16 protein-coding genes are annotated in these 21701 nt (G+C 72.0%); 7 read left to right on the top strand and 9 right to left on the bottom strand.

What is annotated here, in order from left to right; genetic code table 11:
• Position 1: 1 nt before the first annotated feature.
• Positions 2–3946: a LamG-like jellyroll fold domain-containing protein gene (locus tag ACGGZK_RS07595; RefSeq protein ID WP_395245667.1), complete on the top strand. Its 3945-nt coding sequence runs from the start codon at positions 2–4 to the stop codon at positions 3944–3946.
• Between the two features lie 157 nt (positions 3947–4103).
• Positions 4104–5303: a hypothetical protein gene (locus ACGGZK_RS07590; protein WP_395245666.1), complete on the top strand. Its 1200-nt coding sequence runs from the start codon at positions 4104–4106 to the stop codon at positions 5301–5303.
• A gap of 12 nt (positions 5304–5315) precedes the next feature.
• Here the strand turns inward: ACGGZK_RS07590 and ACGGZK_RS07585 are convergent, their stop codons facing one another.
• The gene (locus tag ACGGZK_RS07585; RefSeq protein WP_395245665.1) at positions 5316–7139 is read right to left on the bottom strand and encodes a nitrous oxide reductase family maturation protein NosD; all 1824 of its coding nucleotides are present in this window, start codon (positions 7137–7139) and stop codon (positions 5316–5318) included.
• Between the two features lie 206 nt (positions 7140–7345).
• Between ACGGZK_RS07585 and ACGGZK_RS07580 the strand changes: the two genes are divergently transcribed.
• From ACGGZK_RS07580 to ACGGZK_RS07570, 3 genes are read left to right on the top strand one after another with little or no spacing between them, the layout of a single operon-like run.
• The gene (locus ACGGZK_RS07580; protein ID WP_395245664.1) at positions 7346–7684 is read left to right on the top strand and encodes a hypothetical protein; all 339 of its coding nucleotides are present in this window, start codon (positions 7346–7348) and stop codon (positions 7682–7684) included.
• Positions 7642–8835, top strand: a complete 1194-nt coding sequence (locus ACGGZK_RS07575; RefSeq protein WP_395245663.1) for a hypothetical protein — start codon at positions 7642–7644, stop codon at positions 8833–8835. Before ACGGZK_RS07580 ends, ACGGZK_RS07575 begins: the two co-directional genes overlap by 43 nt.
• A gap of 23 nt (positions 8836–8858) precedes the next feature.
• On the top strand, positions 8859–10100 hold the full coding sequence (locus ACGGZK_RS07570) for an O-antigen ligase family protein (protein WP_395245662.1): 1242 nt from the start codon (positions 8859–8861) through the stop codon (positions 10098–10100).
• Positions 10101–10121: 21 nt separating this feature from the next.
• Here the strand turns inward: ACGGZK_RS07570 and ACGGZK_RS07565 are convergent, their stop codons facing one another.
• The 4 genes from ACGGZK_RS07565 to pip form a co-directional block, all read right to left on the bottom strand.
• Positions 10122–11303 (bottom strand): CDP-glycerol glycerophosphotransferase family protein, encoded by a 1182-nt coding sequence (locus tag ACGGZK_RS07565; RefSeq protein WP_395245661.1) that lies wholly within the window; start codon positions 11301–11303, stop codon positions 10122–10124.
• Positions 11304–11464: 161 nt separating this feature from the next.
• Positions 11465–12244 (bottom strand): alpha/beta hydrolase, encoded by a 780-nt coding sequence (locus tag ACGGZK_RS07560; protein WP_395245660.1) that lies wholly within the window; start codon positions 12242–12244, stop codon positions 11465–11467.
• The gene (locus tag ACGGZK_RS07555) at positions 12241–13122 is read right to left on the bottom strand and encodes a neutral zinc metallopeptidase (protein WP_395245659.1); all 882 of its coding nucleotides are present in this window, start codon (positions 13120–13122) and stop codon (positions 12241–12243) included. Before ACGGZK_RS07555 ends, ACGGZK_RS07560 begins: the two co-directional genes overlap by 4 nt.
• A gap of 9 nt (positions 13123–13131) precedes the next feature.
• Positions 13132–14193, bottom strand: coding sequence for a prolyl aminopeptidase (gene pip, locus ACGGZK_RS07550; RefSeq protein WP_395245658.1), 1062 nt, complete (start codon positions 14191–14193; stop codon positions 13132–13134).
• Between the two features lie 48 nt (positions 14194–14241).
• Here pip and ACGGZK_RS07545 point away from each other — a divergent pair, with 48 nt between their 5' ends.
• On the top strand, positions 14242–15258 hold the full coding sequence (locus ACGGZK_RS07545; protein WP_395245657.1) for a malate dehydrogenase: 1017 nt from the start codon (positions 14242–14244) through the stop codon (positions 15256–15258).
• A gap of 31 nt (positions 15259–15289) precedes the next feature.
• A complete protein-coding gene (locus ACGGZK_RS07540; RefSeq protein WP_395245656.1) occupies positions 15290–15466 on the top strand; it encodes an HPP family protein in 177 nt (58 codons plus the stop codon).
• Between the two features lie 75 nt (positions 15467–15541).
• On the opposite strand, the gene ACGGZK_RS07535 is transcribed toward ACGGZK_RS07540, so the two are convergent.
• From ACGGZK_RS07535 to ACGGZK_RS07520, 4 genes are all read right to left on the bottom strand, one after another.
• On the bottom strand, positions 15542–17674 hold the full coding sequence (locus ACGGZK_RS07535; RefSeq protein ID WP_395245655.1) for an acyl-CoA dehydrogenase: 2133 nt from the start codon (positions 17672–17674) through the stop codon (positions 15542–15544).
• A gap of 224 nt (positions 17675–17898) precedes the next feature.
• Positions 17899–18279 carry a hypothetical protein gene (locus ACGGZK_RS07530; RefSeq protein WP_395245654.1) on the bottom strand — a complete coding sequence of 127 codons (381 nt, stop codon included), beginning with the start codon at positions 18277–18279 and terminating at the stop codon, positions 17899–17901.
• Positions 18280–18413: 134 nt separating this feature from the next.
• Positions 18414–20279 (bottom strand): glycoside hydrolase family 3 protein, encoded by a 1866-nt coding sequence (locus tag ACGGZK_RS07525; RefSeq protein ID WP_395245653.1) that lies wholly within the window; start codon positions 20277–20279, stop codon positions 18414–18416.
• A gap of 3 nt (positions 20280–20282) precedes the next feature.
• Positions 20283–21662, bottom strand: coding sequence for an MFS transporter (locus tag ACGGZK_RS07520; protein WP_395245652.1), 1380 nt, complete (start codon positions 21660–21662; stop codon positions 20283–20285).
• Positions 21663–21701 lie beyond the last annotated feature (39 nt).

Raw genomic sequence — 21701 nt, 5'->3', positions numbered from 1 at the left:
GATGGGTACACCCGAGCCCGCGTCGTCGCATCTGCGCCTCCTTGCGAGCACCGCGATCGCCGCTGTCGTCGCGTCCGCGCTGTCCGTGGCGGCATTCGCCTCCCCGGCCGCTGCGGACACCGCTCCGCCGGACACCACGGTGCCGGCCACGGTCTCCACCGACCCGCTCCCGGCACCGCAGATCAACGGCGTCGTCTGGGACCAGGAGATCGTCGGCAACACGGTCTACGTCGCCGGCAACTTCACCAAGGCCCGTCCCGCGGGCTCCGCCGCCGGCGTCAACGAGGTGAACCGTTCGTACCTGCTCGCCTTCGACATCACGACCGGCAACCTCCTGCCGTGGGCGCCGACGCTCAACGCCCAGGTCCGTGCGATCGCCGCATCCCCCGACGGCAAGCGGCTCTACGCGGGCGGCGAGTTCACGCAGGTGAACGGCGCGACCCGGAACCGGATCGTCGCCTTCGACACCGCGACGGGCAACGTGGCGACGGCCTTCAACGTCAGCGCCAACAACCGCGTGTGGGCGCTCGACGCGACGAACACGACGGTCTACTTCAGCGGCCACTTCAGCTCGGTGAGCGGCAACCCCCGGCCCGGATTCTCGGCAGCCGCGGCCGCGTCCAACGGCGCCATCCAGCCGTGGGCGCCCGTCCTCGCCAACGGCCGGGCCTGGGACCTCGTCGTCTCCCCCGACGGATCGAAGGTCGTCATCGGCGGCGACTTCACCACGGCGAACGGCAGCGACAACCCCGGGTACGGCCTGGTGGCGGTCGATTCGACGGCGGGTGCGACCATCCTCCCGTGGAACGCGAACAGCCAGGTGCGCAACGGCGGCACCGAGGCCGCGGTCGTCAGCCTCGAGTCGGACGGCGACAGCTTCTACGGCTCCGGCTACCACTTCGGCGGCGGCGGCAACCTCGAGGGCACCTTCCGCGGCAGCTGGGCCACCGGCGAGATCGACTGGGTCGCCGACTGCCACGGCGACACCTACTCGGTCGCCGCGATCGGCGAGACCATCTACACGGCCGGCCACGCGCACTACTGCGGGAACATCGAAGGCTATCCGCAGACCGACCCGTGGACCTTCTACCGCGGCATCGCGTACTCGAAGTCCGTGGCGGGCACCAACCTGCCCGACCCGTACGGGTACCCGGATCACTTCGGGGCGCCCGCCCCGCAGCTGCTCAACTTCTTCCCCAACATGAACCTGGGCAGCTTCACGGGCCAGTACCAGGGCCCGTGGGACGTCACGGCCGACGCGCGCTACGCGGTCTACGGCGGCGAGTTCACGACGGTCAACAACAAGGCGCAGCAGGGCATCGTGCGCTTCGGCGTTCCCGCGCTCGCACCGAACACCGACGGACCGCGCCTCACCGGCGACAACTTCGTCCCGAAGCTCCAGTCGCCCGCGGCCGGAGTCGTCACGGCCAGCTGGCCCGCGAACTACGACCGCGACAACGAACGCCTCACCTACCAGGTGATCCGCGACGGCCGGACAGCGACGCCCGTCTACGTGACCGACCAGAACTCGCGGTTCTACGACCGACCGACGATGACGTTCGTCGACACGGGGCTGACGCCCGGGCAGACCTACACCTACCGCCTGCGGGCGATCGACCCGTTCGGCAACAGCGGATGGGGTTCGACGCTCTCGATCACGGCGGCGGGAACGGGCACCCTGAGCTCGTACGCCCGCACGGTCATCGACGACAAGCCGACCTACTACTGGCGGTTCGGCGACCCGGTCGGCACCTCGAGCGCCGCCGACACCGTCGGCCGCGCCAACCCGACGGCCGGCAACGGCGTGACGTTCGGCCAGACCGGTGCGATCCTCGGCGACGCCGACAAGGCCGCCGCCTTCAACGGGACCGACGGCGGCCGCGCGATCTCGCAGGAACAGGTCTGGCGCGACAACTCGCTCGCCGTCGAGGCGTGGTTCAAGACGACCTCGACCTCGGGCGGCAAGATCGTCGGCTTCGGCGGAAGCCCGTCGGGCGACTCGAGCAACTACGACCGGCACGTCTACATGTCGCCGCAGGGCAAGGTCTCGTTCGGCATCTGGACGGGCACCGGCCGGATCCTCACGTCACCGAAGAGCTACAACGACGGCGAGTGGCACCACGTGGTCGGCACGCTCGGAGCGAACGGCCAGCAGCTCTTCATCGACGGGCGCAGGGTCGGAGTCGACGCCGCAGTGACCTGGGGTCAGCAGTACTGGGGCTACTGGCGCGTCGGCGGCGACAACACGTGGGACGGTGACCGCAACTTCAACGGGACCGTCGACGAGGTCGCCGTGTACCCGGCGCCGCTCACGGCCGACCAGGTGCTCGAGCACTACACCGCCTCCGGTCGCGACCCCGGCGCGATCCCGACCGCCCCTGCCGACGCCTACGGCGCCGCCGTGTTCGCATCGGACCCGCTGGTGTACTTCCGCCTCGGCGAGGCGGCCGGCGCCGTCGCGAAGGACTCCGGGCCCCAGGCCGCCGACGGCGGCTACCTCGGGTCCTACTCCCTCGGTGCGGCCGGTGCGCTCGTCGACGTGGCGGACACCGCCGCGAGGTTCAACGGCGGCTTCGTCGCGACCTCGAGCCAGTTCGGACCGTCGACGACCTACTCGACGGAGGCGTGGTTCAAGACCACGACGACGGTGGGTGGCAAGATCACCGGGTTCGGCAACAGCAACAGCGGCCTGTCGAACAACTACGACCGGCACGTCTACATGCAGGACGACGGGCACCTGGTGTTCGGCACGTGGACGGGCCAGACGAACACGATCACGAGTCCGCAGCCGTACAACGACGGGGTGTGGCACCAGGTCGTCGCGACCCAGTCGTCGGCGGGCATGAAGCTGTACGTCGACGGCGTCCTGGTCGGGACCAACCCGCAGACCCAGGCCGAAGGCTACAGCGGCTACTGGCGAGCGGGCGGGGACGTCACGTGGGGCTCCTCCAGCCCGTGGTTCGACGGTGACATCGACGAGTTCGCGGTCTACCCCGTCGCGCTCAGCGCCGACACGGTCCAGTCGCACTACGCGCTCGGATCCGTGACCGTCCCGAACAGCCCGCCGACGGCGACCTTCACCAGCGCCGTGGACGAGCTCGACGTGCAGTTCGACGCCACCGGCTCGGACGATCCCGACGGCACGATCACGGGGTACGCGTGGAACTTCGGGGACGGGCAGACCGGCTCGGGGGCGACGGCGTCGCACACCTACGCCGCCGCCGGGGACTACTCGGTGGAGCTCACGGTGACCGACGATGCCGGCGCGACGGCGACGCACACCGCGACCGTCACGGCGATCGCTCCGCCGGTCGGCCCCGTGGTCATCGCGTCCGACGACTTCAACCGCTCGGTCGCGACCGGCTGGGGAACGGCGACGACCGGCGGCGCCTGGCAGTCGACGGTCAACGCCAACTACTCCGTCTCGAACGGGCGCGGCGTGTTCCTGCACGGCGCGACCGGTTCGACGCGTCGGGCCCTGCTCGGCGGCGTCTCCGTCACGGATTCGGTGACCGAGGTCGCCGTCACCGTCGACAAGGACGTGGCCGTCGGGCAGGTCGTCGCCGGTGTCGTGGGCCGTCAGGTCGGAAGCGACTTCTACCAGGGTCGGATCCGCCTCCAGCCCGGCGGATCGGTCGGCCTGCAGCTCGCACGGGGTTCCTCCACCATCCTGTCGAACACGACGATCGCCGGACTCACGTTCGCGGCCGGAGACACGCTCATGATCAAGGTGAGCGTGACCGGCACGAGCCCGACGACGATCTCGGGCAAGGTCTGGAAGGCCGGAACGACGGAGCCCGCCACCTGGCAGGCGACGACGACGGATGCCACGGCCGCCCTCCAGGCTCCCGGATCGATCGGCGTGGAGAGCTACATCTCGGCATCGGCGACCAACGTCCCGATCACCATCCGGTACGACGACTTCGTCAGCCGGGCGGCGCAGTAGTAGTCGGATGACCGGAGTCCTCGGCCGCGGCCGCGCATCCGCCCGGATGCGTGGCCGCGGCCCGTCCGTTCCCGGCGATGGCGGGCCTCCCACGGACGGCTCGGACGGTACCGGCGCATCCAAGGTCGGCGCGGTCGGCGCGGTCGCCTCGCAGGGCATGCAGGCGGTCGCGAGCTTCACCATCCAGGTGCTCGTCGCCCAGACGCTGGGCTTCGACGGCCTCGGCGCCTTCGCGATCGTGTACGGCACCATGCAGATCGTGTCGGCGGTGACCGGCGGGTTCGTCGGCGACTCCTACGTCGTGCTCGACCGTCACGACCGCCGCATCCGTTCGGCGCTCGAGCAGTTCGCGCTCGCCATCCCCGTCGGGGTCGGCCTGATCGCCGCGATCGTGTTCTCCGCGACGGGGCTCACCGACGTCCTGGAGACGATCGCCGTCGCGTTCGCCATGAGCCTGTTCGCGATCGAGGAACTGGTCAGGCGCATGCTCATGGCGTCACTGGCCTTCTGGCGGGTGGTGGCCGTCGACGCCATCGCGTTCGCGGGCGCGCTCGGCGTCGTGGCGGCCATGTGGCTGTGGTCCGCACCCACCCTCCTGGGGTTCCTCGCGGCGGTCGCCGTCGGCCAGCTGCTCGGCACCATCGCCGGCCTCCTCCTCCTGCCCTCCGACGAGCGCCGCGTCGTGCCGTTCGTCCGCGGCGGGTATCGCGCGGTCCTCCGGTACGGCGGCTGGCGCGCGAGCCAGCAGGTCCTCAGGCCCGCGATGCTCACGGCCATCCGGGTGGTCGTGACGCTCGCCGCGTCGCTCGCGGCGGTGGGCATGATCGAGGCCGCGCGCACGTACGTCGCCCCGGCCACCCTCGTGGTCAGCGGGCTCGGGTCGTTCCTGTTCGTGCACTTCGCGCAGGACCACGACTCCACGCTCGCCGGGAAGCTCCGCAGCGCCGACCGGGCGGTGTTCGCCCTCGTCGGGCTCATCGTGGTCGTCGGCGCGGTGCTGCTCGTCGCGCTGCCGTGGCTCGGCCCGCTGCTGTTCGGCGAGCCCCTCGACGTGGTGGCGGTGATCGGGTGGATCGCCTTCTCGACCTCGATCGCGGCCGTCGCGCCGTACGGGGCCCTCGCCTCGGTAGCCGGGAAGCAGGGCCCGGTGTTCGCGATCCGTTCCGCCGACACCGCCCTCGCGGTCGTCGCCTCGACCGTGCTGCTGCTCGCGGGCGGCGACCCGGCGTACGTGCCGGCCGTGATCGCCGTCGCGCCCATCCTGGGCGGCATCGCGGTACGCAGCGCGCTGCTCGTTCCCCTCGCCCGGCGAGAGGCCCGCGAAGCCGCGGAACCGAACGAGGAGCGACCGGCCTGACGCCCGATGCCGTCAGTCCAGCGAGCCGCCCCACGCCTGCCGGGCCCAGTCGGGCCAGCTGAACGTCTCGCCCGTCTCCGCGGGGCTCGACTCCAGCGGCTGGGTGACGGTCCCGATCACCTCGACGCCCCCGGATTCCTGACCGGTCTCCTCCCGGAAGGCGGAGAGCGATCCGTAGTCGGTGACGTGCCCGGGATCGACCTGCCACTTGACCAGGACGGGCGGTGCGTCCGCCGCGCCCCGGACGTACAGGTTCCGCGCGGCGGTCACCCGCATCTCCTCGGCGTCGGACCGGTCCGTGTAGTCCTCGAACCACAGCAGCGCCTCGGAGCCGCTCCCGACGAGGGTGTTGTCGACGATCGTGACGTCCGTGCCGAGCCACGTCATGGTGGGATCCGGCTGGGGGTGCCGGGCATCGAGCCCCGGCGCGTCCGGCGCGTCGGCGCGCCGCTCGTCCTGGAGGATCGCGACGCCCCATCCGTTCCCGACGACCACGTTCCGGCGCATCACGACCTCGCTCGTGTCGTTGATCTTGACGCCGTACCGCGCGTTGCGGGCCATCACGTTGCGGACGACGGCCGCACGGGCCGAGATCTCCAAGTAGAGGCCGTGGCCCGCGTTGCGATCGAATCGGCTGTCCGAGACGAGGATCGTGAAGCAGGACTGGTCGAACCAGAGGCCCGTCGCGCGGTTGTCCGCGAACTCGGATGCGACGACGCTGACGTGACGGGACCGGGTGAGCTTCATCCCGCCGGCCACCGGTGCGCGGTTGAACGACTCGGTGTTGTTCTCGATCGAGGCGACGTGGTCGACCGTGAGGCCGTCGGCGAAGTTCGCGGAGATGCCGATCATGCCGTTGCGCTCGGCGGTCACGTTGCGGAGGGTCGCGCTCGCGGCGCCGACGAAGATCCCCGTGGTGGCCCCGTCGCGCACCACGACGTGCTCCATCGTCGCGCCGGGCCGCTCGATGGTCACCGCGCCCATGTCGGGCACCGACGTCGCGTACCGCCTGATGCCGATACCCCTGACCGTGATGTCCTCGGCGCGCAACTGGAGCGCGCGCGGGAGTACGCTGGCACGGACCTCCGCGCCGGTGGGGTCCGACCCGACGACGAGCGACCGTGTGGTCGGGTCGACCGCGAACTGCCCGGTGCCGACGGCGCCCGGGTCCTCCACCTGGTCGAGCGCGATGTCGCCGATCCAGACCTGGTCGGGGTGGGCCGCCATCGGATGGGCGTGATCGACGAAGGTCCAGTTCTCCTCGGGGTTCTCGGCCTCGCCGCGCTTGAAGGTCGGGCTCGAGTCGAGCGCGACGTCCCAGCCGTCGTGCCGCCAGCGCGCACCGTCGGCGACCCATCCGGTGACGACGACGCTGCCGTCCAGCCAGACCTCCTCCCCCGGATACGCCTGCAGCGTGAGCCCGTGGGCGGAGGTGACCTCGACGGTCTCGTGGTACTCCCCGCCGCGGATGACGATGGTGGCCCCGTCCGACGCTTCGGCGACGGCATCCTGGATCGACTCGAACGGCGCCGCCAGGGAACCCCGTCCACCGGCGGGCGCTGCGGCGTCGACGTACAGCGCGCCCTCCGGCACGGGGTACTCGGAGTCGCCCGGCGGCATCGATCCCGCACCCGGATCGACGTCGAGGAGCCCCTCGGGCGCACCCGCCGCCTGCGCCGACGGGATCGGGGGCAGCGGTGGTGCGTCCGCGCGCGCGCCGCCGAGGATCCAGACGGCGGCGACCACGACCCCGGTGAGCGCAAGGAGGGCGGCGCCGACCGTGACCCACCCGACCCGGCGCCCGGCCGGCGAGGGAGGGGACTCGACGGGGTCCATGTTGGAGGTACTCCTCGGTCAGTGGCGTCGGGGAGAAGTCCCTGATGTACGGATGATTCTCCCCGCGCCGGGGTCGCGCGCCATCCCCCGAGACGGGGGCCGGGCCGTGTCCGGCAGCAGAGGCGCGGCATCCCCGGGACTGGGGAGATCCGCCAAGGCACCCCTCGCTGCTAGATTCGAGGAATCCCCGGCGACGGAAGGTCGGAATGGCGGCTCCCGGATACCTCCAAGTGTTCCAGCAGCGCTGGGCGGTGATCGCCGGCTCGGTCGCCGCATGCGTCGGCGCCGCCGTGCTCGCGCTCGCGGTGATCCAGCCGACGTACACGGCCAAGGCGACCCTGTTCCTGTCGGTGCAATCCCCACGGGCGTCGCTCGCCGAGCTCTCCCAGTTCAGCCTCGCGCGGGTCGGTTCCTACCCCGACCTCGTGTACAGCGACGACGTGCTGGAGTTCGCGGCGGAGGAGCTCGGCACGGACGCCTCCCCCGCGAGCTGGCGTCCCGCGTGTCCGCGTCCAACCCGACCGGCACGGTCCTCGTCGAGGTGAGCGCCGAGGGCCCGACGGGCGCGGACGCGGCAGATCTCGCGAACGCGGTGGCCGCGGGGCTCGCCGAGGAGGTCTCCGATATCGAGAGCTCCCCCGACTCCACGTACACGGTCGACCTCGCGCTCCAGATCCCCGCGCAACCCCCGGCATCGCCCAGTGCACCCCAGCGCCCCGTGGTGCTCGGGCTCGGCCTCGTGGCCGGGCTCGCGCTCGGCACGGTGCTGGCCCTGCTCCTCGCGCACTTCGACACGCGCATCCGGACGACGTCGGACGTGCGCCGTGTCTCCGGCCTTCCGGTGCTCGGCCAGTTGCGCCGCCGGCGCGCGAGCGGCCGGGACGGCGTCGCGCTCGACCCGGAGGCCGAGGGCTACGTCGAGGCGGCGCTCAACATCCGCCAGGCGAACGGCGGCACGGTCCCGAGCTTCATCCTCCTGGCACCGACGTCGTCCGGCGCTGGTCCGACCCAGGTGCGCGTGGGGCTGGCACGGGCGTACGCCGCCACCGGCCGCACTGCGCTCCTGATCGAGAGCATCGCCGAACCCCTCTCTCCGACCTCCGTGGTGGCCGACCTCGCCGAACGCCGCGGCCTGTGCGAGCTCCTCACCTCCGGTTCGGCCGAGTTCACCGGTTCCGTCCGGCCGATCGACGTCTCATCCGGCAGCGGCGAGGTGTGGGCGCTCCCACGGGGCGTGGAGCCGGCGTCGGAACTGGTGACCGAGCGGCAGTTCCCGTGGATCGTCGAGGCAGCCGAGGCCTACGCCGACCTCGCGATCGTCCAGGCCTCGACCACGACGCGTCCGCTGGACCTCCGCATCGTGGCTCCCATCGCCGACGTGGTCGTGGTCGTGGCGCGCCACGGCTCGACGAAGGAGGCCGAACTCGCCCGCGTCGTCACCGAGCTCCGGCTCGAGGGCGTCCGGCCGATCGGCGTCGTCCTCGTCGACGTCCCGCGACGGCACCACACCGACCTCGCAGCAGGCTGGCGGGTCGAGGACTTCGCGCACGGCTCGCACCGAGCGCCGCAGGACGCGTCGCAGCACAGACCGCCGATCGTGCCGATCCAGAGCCGGGTCACGAGACCCGGGCCCGACCAGCCCGACGACGCCGACGCCGGCCGCGCAGCCGAGGCCCGAGGCAAGGCCGAGGTCTGATGCCGGCCCCCGTCCGATCCCCGGTGAGCGGGCGGCAGGTCGCGTTCTTCGCCGTCTGGGTCCTCCTGGTCACCAGCGTGGTCTCGTGGCGCCCGGGCGTCCTGTTCACCGGCGGGATCGACCCGGTGGTGATCGCGAAGGCCCTGGTCGGGGTCGCCGCCTTCGCCGGTGCGGTCATCGTGGCGCACCACGTCCGCCGCCACGGCCGGGTGGGTGCGCGGTCGCTGATCCTGCTGCTGGTCGTGGTGGCGATCTCGAGCGTGGGGGCGGTCGCCGCGGGCGACGCGGTTCCGTCGCTGGTCCTGAGCGCGAGGATCGTGCTGGTCACGGCGACCGTGGTCGTGCTCGTGTCGTCCGGCCCCCCGATGCTCGTCCTGAGCAGCCTGCTCGCGGCGCTCGGCGCCGTCACCCTCGTCGCCGCCGTGACCGGCCTGCCCGAGCTGCTCGCCGACGGCCGGCTCGGCGGCGGCATCCCCGACATGGCTCCGAACGAGGTGGCGGGTCTGGCCGGTCCGGTCGCCGTGGCGCTCACCGTCGAGATCGCGCGACGAGGTCTCCGCCCCTGGAGCACGATCGGGCTGGCCGTCTTCGGGGGCATCGTGTTCGCCACGGGTTCGCGCACGACGCTGCTCGTCGTGGGCCTCGCCATGGCCCTGGCCTTCCTCCTCGCATGGCCCATCCCGCGGTCGACGGCCGCCGGGCTCCTCGTCCTCGCGCCGATCGCCTACAGCGTGATCACGTTCACCGACGTCGTCGAGCACTTCGCCATCCGCGGCCAGAGCGAGGCGGAGCTCACGAGCCTGAGTTCGAGGACCATCGCGTGGACCGCCGTCCTCGAGGTGCCGTTCGACACCTGGGCGAAGTGGATCGGCGTCGGCCTGGCGGTGAAGACGGTGAGCGTCAACCAGCGGTGGTGGGACTCGCAGGTGCTGGACAGCAGCTGGGTGTCCGTGCTGGCACAGGCCGGCCTCGTGGGCATCGTCCTCGTCGTGTTCTGGGTCGCGGCCACGACGCTCGACGCCCTGCGCGCCGACCGACGACTCCGTGGGGTGGCCCTGCCACTGCTGGTCCTCGTCATCGCGCGCAGCTTCCTCGAGAACGGCCTGATCGAGTCGAGCGCGATCTTCGCACTGTTCCTGACCCTGTCGCTCGTCCTCGAGCCCGGCACGGAGTATCCGCGGCCGCCGCGGCCGACCACGTACGACCTCCTGCGGGAGGCCGGGCACCCCGCAGCCGCGCAGGGCGGGCGGATGTCCCGCCGCTGAGGGCTGCGGCACCCGGCGGATTCAGCCGACGCGCACGCGTCGCGGCGCGATCGGGTGCATGAACACGCCCCGTGCCTGGAGCTCGTCGAGGATTCGATGCGCGACGTCGGCGCCGGCCGCGTGACCGATCTCGGCTGCGACCTCGCGCCTCCTCGCGCGCGACGCCTCCCCACCTGACTCGACGTCCGCTGCGAAGGCCCGCACGTCCGCCTGGTCGTGCAGCTTCGGGCCGGGGAGCCAGTCGAGCGCGTCGGGCGGATCGAATCCCCGCCCGGCCGCATAGCCCTCCTCGTCGGGCACCACGAAGGCGATCGGGCGGTCGAGCGCGAGGTAGTCGATCCACACGCTCGAGTAGTCCGTGAGGAGGCCCGCGGCGGCTCCGATCAGCTCGTAGAGCTGCACCCCCGCGGCCCGGAGGTCCTCGTTCGTGACGACGACCGCGCCCGGCACCGCGCGGCTCTCCGCGTCCTGCGGATGCGGCTTGACCACGACAGCGAGACCGTGCGCACGGGAGAGCAGGTCCACGCAGCCGGCCATGACCGCATTCACGTCGGGCTGACCCTCGCCCACGACATCCGACCATGAAGCCGTCAGGCCCCGTCCCTTGTTCTTCCGGAAGGTGGGCATCCACAGCACGAAGGGACGCGAGCGATCGATGCCGAGCCGGTCGAGCGGTGCTCCGTGTGCGCGGGCGAACTGGTCGACCCTCGGATTGCCGGTGAGGAGGAGTCCGCCCTCGGGCAGGCGGCACTCCCTCGCCCTGGCCAGGCCGAACTTGCGCGTGCTCGCCACGAGGTAGTCGGAGGAGATCGTCGGCCGGCCCCGCTCGTCGCTCATGATGTGGCCCTTGAACCCGCCGCCGTGCCAGAGGTTGACCATGGTCTTGCGTCGCACGCGACCGGGGTTCCCGTACACGCCGTGCGTGAACATGGAGACCTCGGCCGTCGCGAACCACCAGAGGCCGGAGAGCGAACGGTGCGGGACGACTTCCACGCGATGCCCGGGGTCCGCTCCGGCGGCGGCGAGCACGGCGCGGGCCTCGTCGACGTCGGGCACCAGCCAGCAGATGCGCCCCGGATACCGCTCGGCGCTCACCCGGAGCATCTCGACGGCATTGCCCTCATCGACCGGGTAGCCGTTGATGACGAGGTGCGGGCGCTTGGGCGCGATCGCCACGATGCCGCGCACGAGGACTCGTTGCACCCGCCGGGCCGCCTTCGACAGCCGGGCGTTCACGCACCCGCCCCGGCTGACGTCGACGCAACGACCACGAGCATCCCGCCCCTCCTTCGGGCCCCCGGCCCGCGTGCAGCCATGCTCGCACACTCGGACGGCCCCGCATAGCGCGGGCCTCCCGCCCGCAGTCAGCGCCCGAGCGCCTCCGCGACGGCCGCCGAGATCTCCGCGCGCGCCGTGTCGCTGTCGACCGTCGGCGTGCCGTCGCCCGGCTGCGGGCCGTAGTCGCCGAACGACGCGTGGCTGATGCCGTCGATCACGACGAGTGTCGCGTCATCCGGCAGGTTGCCCGCCGACGCCTCGATGTCCTCGACCGTGCTGAGCCCGTCGAACTCGCCCGCGATCGTCACGGCCTCGTACCCCGAGTCGGAGAGGTCGTTCGCGCAGTAGCTTCCGAACAGGATCAGCCCGGTCACCCCGGCGTCGGCCGCGTCGGGCGCGCCCGCGAGCTGGCAGGCGCGCACGCCGCCGAGCGAGTGCCCGCCGACGTACCAGGTCGACACGTCGGGCGCGTAGGCGGTGTAGGCCGTGATCGGGCGGCTGTCGAGGAACGCGAGGTTGAGGGCGATCTTCGGCACGACGACCGTGAGGCCGGTCGACTCGGCGACGCCGCTGAGCTTCCAGAGGTAGGCGGCCGGGTCGACCCGGGCACCGGGGAGGAAGACGAGGCCCTCGCCAGTGGCATCCGCCGGGGTGATGACGAACGCGCCGTCGTCGACCGTCTCGATCTGCACCGCGTCGTCGCGCCACGCCTGCAGCGCCGCCGAGCGCTCGCCCATCATGACGGTGTGCGCCCAGACGAGGAAGACCACCACGACGAGCACGAGCACGGCGACGATCCAGAGCACCGCCGCGAGCACGCGCCGACCTGCGCGACGCGGCGCGGCCGGCTCGGAAGCTGCGCTCACAGCTCAGCCCCGTCGACCGCGAACGTGTCGCAGGCGGGGGCGCCCTGCTCGTAGCCGGTGGTGAACCAGTGCTCGCGCTGCTCGCTCGTGCCGTGCGTGAACGTGTGCGGGTTCACCTGGCCCTGGGTCGACTGCTGGATGCGATCGTCGCCGACCGCCGCGGCCGCGCTCAGCGCGGTGTCGATCTGCTCCTGCGTGAGCGGCATGAGGAAGGGAACCCCCTGGGCGTCGGTCGTGTCGGCTGCGCCCGCGGCCCAGGCGCCCGCGAAGCAGTCTGCCATGAGCTCGGTGCGCACCGAGTTCGAGTCGGCGCCCGTCTGGCCGTCCTGCGCCCGCTCGAGGATGCCGGCCAGGTTCTGGACGTGGTGGCCCCACTCGTGCGCGACGACGTACATCTCCGACATGGCGCCGTCCTCGGCGCCGAACCGCGTCTCGAGCTCGTCGAAGAACGTGACGTCGACGTAGATCGTCTCGTCGGGCGGGCAGTAGAACGGGCCGGTCGCGCTCGATGCCGTGCCGCAGCCGGTCGAGACCTGCTGGTCGAAGAGGATCAGGTCGGCAGGCGAGTGGTAGTCGACGCCGATCGCCGGGGCCTCGTCGACCCAGAAGGCGTCGAGCGACGCGGCGGCGCCCTTCATGCGGCACTCGACCTTCGCATTCGCGTCGGCGCCCGTCTGGCACTCCGACAGGGCGGAGTCGTCGGAGGTGTCGCCGCCCGTACCGCCGCCGACGAGCTGGGTCAGGTCGACGCCGAGGAACTGCGAGATGAGGAACAGGGCGACGACGCCGAGGCCGCCGGCGCCCACGCCGATCGCCGTGCCGCGGCCGCGTCGGGAGCCCTTGCCGCCGCTGATGTCCGAGTTCGGGTTGAACGTCATGCGACGACGCTACTCGCGGTCGTCGTCCTCCGACGGCCCCTTGCGCGACGGCTCCGGATCGTCCTCGGACCCGGGATCGTCGTCGCCCCACGGCCGGCGTCCGCCCGTGGCATCCGGCTCGGCGAACCGGTCGGTCGCCTCGATCAGGGCGTCGAGGATGCCCGGTTCGTCGTACGCGTGCCCGGCGTCGCCGATGATCCGCAGGTCGGCCTCGGGCCACGCCTGGTGCAGGTCCCACGCGGTCATCACGGGGGTGCAGACGTCGTACCGCCCCTGCACGATCACGGCCGGGATGTCCCGCAGCCGGTGCGCGTCGCGGATGAGCTGCCCCTCCTCCCACCAGCCGCCGTGGCGGAAGTAGTGGTTCTCGATCCGCGCGAACGCGGTGGCGTACTCGGGCGACGTGAACCGCGCGATCGTCTCGACCTGCGGCAGGAGGGTGATCGTCGACGACTCCCACCGCGACCACGCGATCGCGGCCGGCTGGTGCACCTCGGGGTTCGGGTCGTCGAGCAGGCGACCGTACGCCTCGATCAGGTGGTGCCGCTCGGCGAGCGGCACGGGTGCGATGAAGTCCTCCCAGAGGTCGGGGAACAGCGCCGAGGCGCCGCCCTCGTAGAACCAGTCGAGCTCGCTGCGGCGGAGCGTGAAGATGCCGCGCAGCACGAGCTCGGTGACCCGCTCGGGGTGCGTCTGCGCGTACGCGAGCGCGAGGGCGCTCCCCCACGACCCGCCGAACACCTGCCAGCGGTCGACGCGCACGTGCGTGCGCAGCCGCTCGAGGTCGGCGACGAGGTGCCAGGTGGTGTTCGCCGACAGGTCGGCGTTCGGCTCCGACGCGTGCGGGATCGACAGCCCGCAGCCGCGCTGGTCGAACAGCACGATCCGGTACCGCTCCGGGTCGAACAGCCGCCGATGCTCGGGCGTGGTGCCGCCGCCGGGACCGCCGTGGAGGAAGACCACGGGCTTGCCCTCGCGGTTGCCGGACACCTCCCAGTAGATGTGCTGTCCGTCCCCCACGTCGAGCATGCCGGTCTCCAGCGGCTCGATCTCCGGATACAGGTCCCTCATGCATCAACGGTAACGACGACCGGATGCCTCGGGGCGTAGGCTCGCGCCATGGCATCGAAGACCCCGGTCACGATCACCATCACCGGCGCGGGCGGGCAGATCGGCTACGCACTGCTCTTCCGCATCGCGTCGGGCGCGATGCTCGGCGCCGACGCGCCCGTGCGATTGCGGCTGCTCGAGATCCCGCAGGGCCTGCGCGCGGCCGAGGGCGCGGCGCTCGAACTGCAGGACGCCGCGTTCCCACTCCTCGACGACGTCGAGGTGACGGATGACGCGGGCGTCGCGTTCGACGGCGCGAACCTGGCGCTGCTCGTGGGGGCCAGGCCCCGGTCGGCCGGCATGGAACGCGGCGACCTCCTCGCCGCGAACGGCGGCATCTTCGGCCCGCAGGGCCGGGCGATCAACGACCACGCGGCCGTCGACGTGCGGGTGGTGGTCGTCGGCAACCCGGCGAACACGAACGCGCTCATCGCGGCGGCGAACGCCCCGGATGTCCCGCGCGACCGCTTCTCCGCGCTGACGCGCCTCGACCACAACCGCGCCCTCGGCCAACTGTCGGCCGCACTCGACGCACGGGTCGGCGACCTCCGCGACGTGACGATCTGGGGCAACCACTCGGCGACCCAGTTCCCCGACGTCGCGCACGCGACCGTGCACGGGGTGCCGGTGCTCGAGGCGCTCGCGGCCCGGTTCGGCGGCGACGCCCAGGCGCTCGCGTGGGTCGTCGACGAGTTCATCCCGCGGGTCGCGAAGCGCGGCGCCGAGATCATCGAGGTGCGCGGCTCGTCGTCGGTCGCCTCCGCGGCATCGGCGACGATCGACCACGTGCGCGACTGGGTGCTGGGCACCGGCGACCGCGGCTGGACGAGCGCGGCGATCGTGTCGGATGGCTCGTACGGCGTGCCCGAGGGCCTGGTGTCGTCGTTCCCGGTGACGAGCGACGGCGGCGCATGGCGGATCGTGCCCGGGCTCGAGCTCGACGAGTTCGCGCGCGGGCGCGTCGAGGCATCCGTCTTCGAGCTCGAGGACGAGCGCGACGCGGTGCGCGAGCTCGGCCTCGTCTGAGCCGGTCCGCGCCGCGGCCTACGCTGGGACGATGGCACGCGAACCCCTGTCCCCGGCCCGCCGCCGGCAGCTCATCGTCGGTCTCGTCGTCGGCCTGCTCGTCGGCGTCGGCATCAGCCTCTGGACGGGATTCTGGCTGTGGCTCGCGGCCGGCGCCGCCGTCGGCCTCGCGGCCGGCGCGATCATGCGCCCGCCGTCGGAGGACTGAGCCCGGCTCCCTCCGTGCACGCGACGGAGCCCCGATCCCGTGGAGGGGGATCGGGGCTCCGCGCCGCGCGACGGGCTACTTGCGCTTCTTCTTGCCCTTCGCGAGCGTCTTCTCGTCGATCGGCGCCTCGCCTGACCGGCGCAGCTCGGCGTAGTACGCGCGGGCCTCGTCCTGCCGCTCCTGCTCGGCGCCCGACGCGATCTTCGCGCGCAGGTGCTCGGGGCCGTAGCCGAACGCGTCGACCAGGTCGAGCGCGTGCGGGCGCAGCCGCTCGATGAGGCGGTCGACGTACGCGGTGACCGACTGGGCGCGCTTCGGCGACAGCCGGCCGTTCACGAGGTACCAGGCGAGGTGCTGCTCGACGAGGCCGAGGCCGAACAGGTCGCGCACCCACGTGAGCACCTGCTTCGTGCCGGGGTCGGTCGTCGTCGCGAGCGCCCGGGTGAAGGCCTCCCACTGCAGCAGCTCGGCGTGCGCCCGGGCCGCCTCGATGAGCTCGTTCTGGTTGCGGTTGAACACCGCGGCGGCGTCGGCCTTCGGCAGCTTGCGGGCGTCGCGGAGGCGGGAGGCGATCGCCGCGATCATCGTCTCGACGCGGTCGGTGAGCAGCTCGCGCTGGGCCTTCTCGTCGCGCAGGCCCGATACCGAGCGTGCGGTGGAGCCGAGGTCGGCGAGGTTCTGGCCGATCCGGCGCAGGCCCGAGCCGTGGTACGCCTTGTCGGCCGCCTGGCCGGCGGCGAACCGGGCGAGCACGCCGAAGCCGGCGCCCTGGAACTGCTTCGAGTAGTCGGTCAGCAGGCGCTTGGCGACGAGCTGGAGGAGCACGTTGTTGTCGCCCTCGAACGTCACGTACACGTCGAGGTCCTGGCGCAGGCCGACGAGCCGGTTCTCGGCGAGGAAGCCGGCACCGCCGCACGCCTCGCGCGCCTCCTGCAGCGTGTCGAGCGCGTTCCACGTCGACAGCGGCTTCAGCGCCGCGGCGATGGTCTCGAGGTCCTCGCGGTCGGCGTCGGACGCCGCCTTGCCCGAGAACACGGCGTCGAACTTCACGAGGAACTCGTCGTGCGCGAACGTCTGCGCGTACGCGGTCGCGATCCGAGGGATGAGCCGGCGCTGGTGGCGCTGGTAGTCGAGCAGCACCTCCTCGTCGGTCTCGCTCGCGCCGTTGAACTGGCGGCGCTGCGTGCCGTACGTGATCGCGATCGAGAGGGCCATCGCGGCGGCCGCCGTGGCAGCCCCGTCGAGCGACACCCGGCCCTGCACGAGCGTGCCGAGCATCGTGAAGAAGCGGCGGCCGGGGCTCGCGATCGGGCTCGTGTAGGTGCCGTCGGCGGCGACGTCGCCGTACCGGTTGAGCAGGTTCTCGCGCGGCACGCGGACGTGGTCGAAGTGCAGGCGGCCGTTGTCGATGCCGTTCAGTCCGCCCTTGAGGCCGTCGTCCTCGCCGCCGACGCCGGCGAGGAAGTTCCCCTTGTCGTCGCGGAGGTTGACGTAGAACGCGTGCACGCCGTGGTTCACGCCCTTGGTGATGAGCTGGGCGAACACGACGGCGTCCTTGCCGTGCAGCGCGGCGTTGCCGAGGTAGTCCTTCCACGCCCCGCGGAACGGGGTGTGGATCACGAACTCCTCGCTCGCCTCGTCGTAGGTGGCGGTCGTGCCGATCGAGGCGACGTCGGAGCCGTGCCCGGTCTCGGTCATCGCGAAGGCGCCGGGCACCTCGAGCGACATGATGGCGGGCAGGAACCGCTCGTGGTGCTTCGCCGTGCCGAGGTGCAGCACCGCGGACCCGAACAGGCCCCACTGCACGCCCGACTTGATCTGCAGGCTGGGGTCGGCGACGACGAGCTCCTCGAACGCCGCGATGTTGCCGCCGTGGTCGTCCTGGCCGCCGAGGGCCTTCGGGAAGGCGCGGTGCACGGCACCGGTGTCCACGAGGAGCTTCAGCTGCCCGAGCACGCGCTCGCGGTGCTCGGCCATGGTCTGACCCTCGATGCGCTGGAACTCCGGGGTGGCCGCGCGGTGGCGCGCCTCGAGCCGGATGTCGGCCCACGTGCCGAGGAGCTGCCGCCCGAGGAGCGCCACATCGATGCGCGGGTCGGCGGATGCGTCGGTCGCGGGGGCGCCGGGCGCGGGAGTCGCCTTCGGGGCGGTGGGCTCGGCCGTCGCCTCGGTGGGCGTGGCCTCGGTGCGTGATGCCGTGTCAACCATCGTCGGTTTCCGTTCGTGTCGTCGGAGTCTCAAGCCGTTCCTCACGGTATGACCGGCCTCGCGCGGCCGGGAAACGGTGCGTCCGGCCCCTACAAACGGTGCGCGCCACGTGCCGACGATCCCTGTGGGCACCCCACAACCACGGGTCATCCGCGCGGTCTGGTGTCCACAAAACAGAGGACCGGATGCGGCAGGTCGCCGCATCCGGTCCTCGGAAGCTCCGCTCAGCGGCTGAAGAAGGCGCTCGCCTTCCGCGACCACAGCAGGATCAGGACGACGAGCGACACCACGATGCCGATCCACTCGCCGACGACCTCGGGCCGATCGCCGTAGTACGCCCACGCGAGGAACAGGCTGCCGATGATCGACAGCACCTCGACCACGGTGATCACGAGGCGGGCGGCGAAGTTGCCCTTCAGCAGGCCTCCGGCGACGATCACGACGATGAGGCCGAGGATGACCGAGCCGATCGCGGACGTCATCAGCGCTCCGGTGCCGCCGAACTGGTCGACCACGGACTGCACCGGCAGCAGGAAGAACAGCAGCACGCCGGAGATCAGGTCGATCGCGCCCGCGATCCACGCGAGCACCGCGACGATCGTCACCCCGGTCGGCCGACGAATGGATGATGTCTCCGCAGTCATGCGCCCCTCCGCATCCACGTGGGGCGCCGCCCCTCGCGGCTCCCCCTTCCGCGATCGTAGCGCGGAAGGGGGAGCCGGGGGCGATTCCGCGCGACTCAGGCGGCGGAGCCGCCCGCCCGGTCGACGTCGGGCGCGCCGTAGGCCAGTCCGTGGCCGAACCGGAACAGCGGGTCCTCGGTGTCGAACGGCACGTCGGGGCGGTTGCGCACGACCGCGTCCATGCTGCGGGGCAGGTCGAACGGGAGGCGACCCTGCGGCACGGCGGCGCCGGTGAGCACGTCGAGCACCGCGCGGGCGCTCGCCCCGTAGTTCGCGACGAGCGCAGCCACGTCGCCCGCGAACGGCGTGAGGATCGCCGGGCGGTCGAGGAAGACGTCCACCACCGTCGGCACGGCGGCCGCGACCTCGCGCACGTGCGCGACGACGGCCTCGGGGAAGTCGAGCGACCCGGCGTGGAAGAAGTTCTCGAACATCGTCGAGCGCTCCTCGAACGGCGCCTGGAGGCGCAAGATCGCGACGTCCGCCTCGGCCGGCGTCGCGACGACCTCGCCGTACTCCGCGGCGAGGTCGGCGTCGACGCCCTCGACGTACAGCCGGAGCCCGCGCGCGAGCGGGAGCGTCGGCGCCGCACCCGCGCCGGCCGCGTTCGCGAGCACCGTGATCGAGGCGCGCTGGGCGGCCTCGCCGGCGGCGACGAACTCGGCCGAGCCGACGACGCGGCCGGCGGCCTCGACGTCGACGTAGCGCCGCTCGTCGAACAGGCCGAGCACGAACTTCTCGCGGAGCAGGCGCCGGGCCGAGGCATCCAGCCGCTCCTCGCTCACCTCGCCCGAGCGGACCAGGTCGACGAGCAGCTCGGGGATCGCCTCGCCGCCGAACTGGTCGGCGCCGGCCTCGATCACCTTGCGCATGCGCTCGCGCGGCGGCAGGTGCTCGACGCCCCACGCCCGTGCCGGGAACGGCTGGCCGAAGATCTCGGAGTCGCTGATCAGGCCCCAGTCAGTGCAGACGATGCCGTCGAACCCGTAGCGCTCGCGCAGCAGCCCCGTGATGACGCCCTTGTTGAAGCCGAACCCGACCTCCTCGAACTCGGTGCCGACCGGCATGCCGTAGTACGGCATGATCTGGCTCGTGCCCGCCTCGAAGGCCGCCTCGAACGGCAACAGGTGCGTCTCGAACTCGCCGCCGGGGTAGACCTGCTCGCGGCCGTGCGCGAAGTGCGGGTCCTCGCCGTCGAGCTGCGGGCCGCCGCCCGGGAAGTGCTTCGTCATCGTCGCGACCGAGTCGGCGCCGAGCGCCGCGCCCTGGAAGCCGCGGATGTACGCGGCGCCGAGGCGGCTCGTGAGCTCCGGGTCCTCGCCGAACGTCGCGAGCTGCCGCGACCAGCGCGGCTCGGTCGCGAGGTCGACCTGCGGGTGCAGGGCGACGCGGATGCCGACGGCGGTGTACTCGCGGCGGGCGATGTCGCCGAACCGCTCGACGAGCGCCTCGTCGCGGATCGCCGCGAGGCCCAGCATCTCGGGCCACGTCGAGAACGCACCGGTCGTCAGCCCCGCGAGCGGGTTGTCGCTGTACGAGTGGCGCGGGTCCGACGAGATCGTCACCGGGATGCCGAGGCGGGTCTGCGCCGCGAGCTCCTGCAGGCGGTTGTGCCACTCGGCGATCAGCTCGGGCGTCGGGGCCGCGGCGAGGATGTTGAAGTGGGTCATCAGCCGGCCCGCGACGAGCTCGTCGGTCGCCGGGAGCCCGAACGTCGGGTCGGCGCCGGCGAGCGTGCCGTCCTGGTTCATGACGATCATCGTCTGGAAGCACAGGCCCGCCTTCTCCTCCAGCGTCATCTGGCCGAGGAGGATCTCGACGCGCTCGGCGACGGGCAGCGCCGCGTCGAGGTAGCGGCGGTCCACCGCCTGCTGGTCGGATGACTCGCTCGAGGCATCCGCTCGGTCGATGGTGTCGGTCATCGGTTACTCCACTCCCTTGATCCGGTAGACGAGGACGGCGCCGGCGAGCGCGACCGCCGCGCCGACGAGGTAGAACACGGCGTAGCCGCCGATGGCGGTGCCCGCGCCGGCGGCGATGATCGCCGGGGCGATGGCCGGTGCGATCGACTGCGGCAGCGCGTTGGCGATGTTGAGCACGCCGAGGTCCTTCGCGGTGTCGTCGGGGTTCGGCAGCACCTGCGTGGCGAGGGCGAGGTCGACCGACATGAACGACCCGGCGCCGAAGCCGATGATCGCCTGGCCGAGGATGACCACGCCGATGCTCGGCGCGAAGGCGAGCACGACGAGGCCGACCACCATGACGACGCCGGCGACGGCGACGAAGGGGCGGCGCTTGCCGATGCGGTCGGAGAGGATGCCGCCGATCGGGCCGGAGATCGCCATGGCGGCCATCGAGGCGAGGTTGCAGATCAGGATCGTGGTGATCGCCTCCTGCTCGCCGAGCTGGAACTTCTCGGTGAGGTAGAGCGGGAGGAAGGTCGCGACGCCGGCGTAGCCGAACATGACGAGGAACTTGGTGAGCCAGGTCCAGCCGAAGTCGGGGTGCTTCACCGGGTTGAACACGAAGGAGCCGAAGAACTGCTTCGCCGTGTAGCGGTCGGCCGGCTTCTCGGCCAGCACGCGGTCCTTCAGCGCGAACGCGAAGAGCAGCACGAGCACGAGCGCGACGGCGGCGGGGACGACGAAGCGGGCGAGGTCGTCGGCGAGGAAGTTCACGAGGAAGCTGCCGCCGAGGATGCCGAGCGGGGTGGTGAGGCCGACGATGCCCGAGACCTTGCCGCGGCTGGTGACCGGCACCTGCTCGGGGACGGTCGCGTTCACGGCCGCGAGCACGCCGTTCATCGACGCCTGCACGAGGCACCAGCCGAGGAAGACGACCCAGACGTCGGCGGCGAGGCCGATGAGGGTGAAGGAGAGGAAGCCGACGAGCACGCCGCCGACGATCCACGGGCGGCGCATGCCGAAGCGCGAGGTGGTGCGGTCGGAGAGGCGGCCGACGAGCGGATTGGCGATCATCGCGAAGAGCGCGCCGACGCCCATGATGAGCCCGAGCGAGGCGGTCGCGGCCTCGGGGGTGGGCGAGATGTGCTGGATCTTGAAGGCCATCGAGACGAGCACGGGCGTGAGGAGGGCGAGGTAGATGCCGAAGTTCGCGCCGGCGAGGGCGGGCGTGTAGCCGCGGGGGGCCTTGACGGCTGCGGCCGGCGCGGCGGGGGCGGCCGCGCCGGCCGCCGTTCCGGGGCGGGGGTCTCGGAGGCCTCGCTGAGCGAGGTCGACTGCTCTGTCATCGGGGGATGTCCTTCCGCGGGTCTCCGTCGACCCGTCGCAGAGACTGTACCTCACAACCCGACCGATTGGTAACTTTTGTGTTCGGGCTAGTCT

Source organism: Agromyces sp. MMS24-K17 (assembly GCF_043950245.1).
In the GTDB taxonomy this organism is placed as follows: Bacteria; Actinomycetota; Actinomycetes; order Actinomycetales; family Microbacteriaceae; genus Agromyces.
Note: the sequence above shows the minus strand (reverse complement) of the source record. Positions and strands in the feature narration are given on the sequence as shown.

What these genes read in the sequence shown, in the direction of transcription:
- ACGGZK_RS07555 (WP_395245659.1), bottom strand. Translation starts at nt 13,122, where the DNA reads ATGACGTTCAACCCGAACTCGGACATCAGCGGCGGCAAGGGCTCCCGA.
- ACGGZK_RS07535 (WP_395245655.1), bottom strand. Translation starts at nt 17,674, where the DNA reads ATGGTTGACACGGCATCACGCACCGAGGCCACGCCCACCGAGGCGACG.
- ACGGZK_RS07545 (WP_395245657.1), top strand. Translation starts at nt 14,242, where the DNA reads ATGGCATCGAAGACCCCGGTCACGATCACCATCACCGGCGCGGGCGGG.
- ACGGZK_RS07590 (WP_395245666.1), top strand. Translation starts at nt 4,104, where the DNA reads ATGCAGGCGGTCGCGAGCTTCACCATCCAGGTGCTCGTCGCCCAGACG.
- ACGGZK_RS07525 (WP_395245653.1), bottom strand. Translation starts at nt 20,279, where the DNA reads ATGACCGACACCATCGACCGAGCGGATGCCTCGAGCGAGTCATCCGAC.
- ACGGZK_RS07595 (WP_395245667.1), top strand. Translation starts at nt 2, where the DNA reads ATGGGTACACCCGAGCCCGCGTCGTCGCATCTGCGCCTCCTTGCGAGC.
- ACGGZK_RS07585 (WP_395245665.1), bottom strand. Translation starts at nt 7,139, where the DNA reads ATGGACCCCGTCGAGTCCCCTCCCTCGCCGGCCGGGCGCCGGGTCGGG.
- pip (WP_395245658.1), bottom strand. Translation starts at nt 14,193, where the DNA reads ATGAGGGACCTGTATCCGGAGATCGAGCCGCTGGAGACCGGCATGCTC.
- ACGGZK_RS07540 (WP_395245656.1), top strand. Translation starts at nt 15,290, where the DNA reads ATGGCACGCGAACCCCTGTCCCCGGCCCGCCGCCGGCAGCTCATCGTC.
- ACGGZK_RS07580 (WP_395245664.1), top strand. Translation starts at nt 7,346, where the DNA reads ATGGCGGCTCCCGGATACCTCCAAGTGTTCCAGCAGCGCTGGGCGGTG.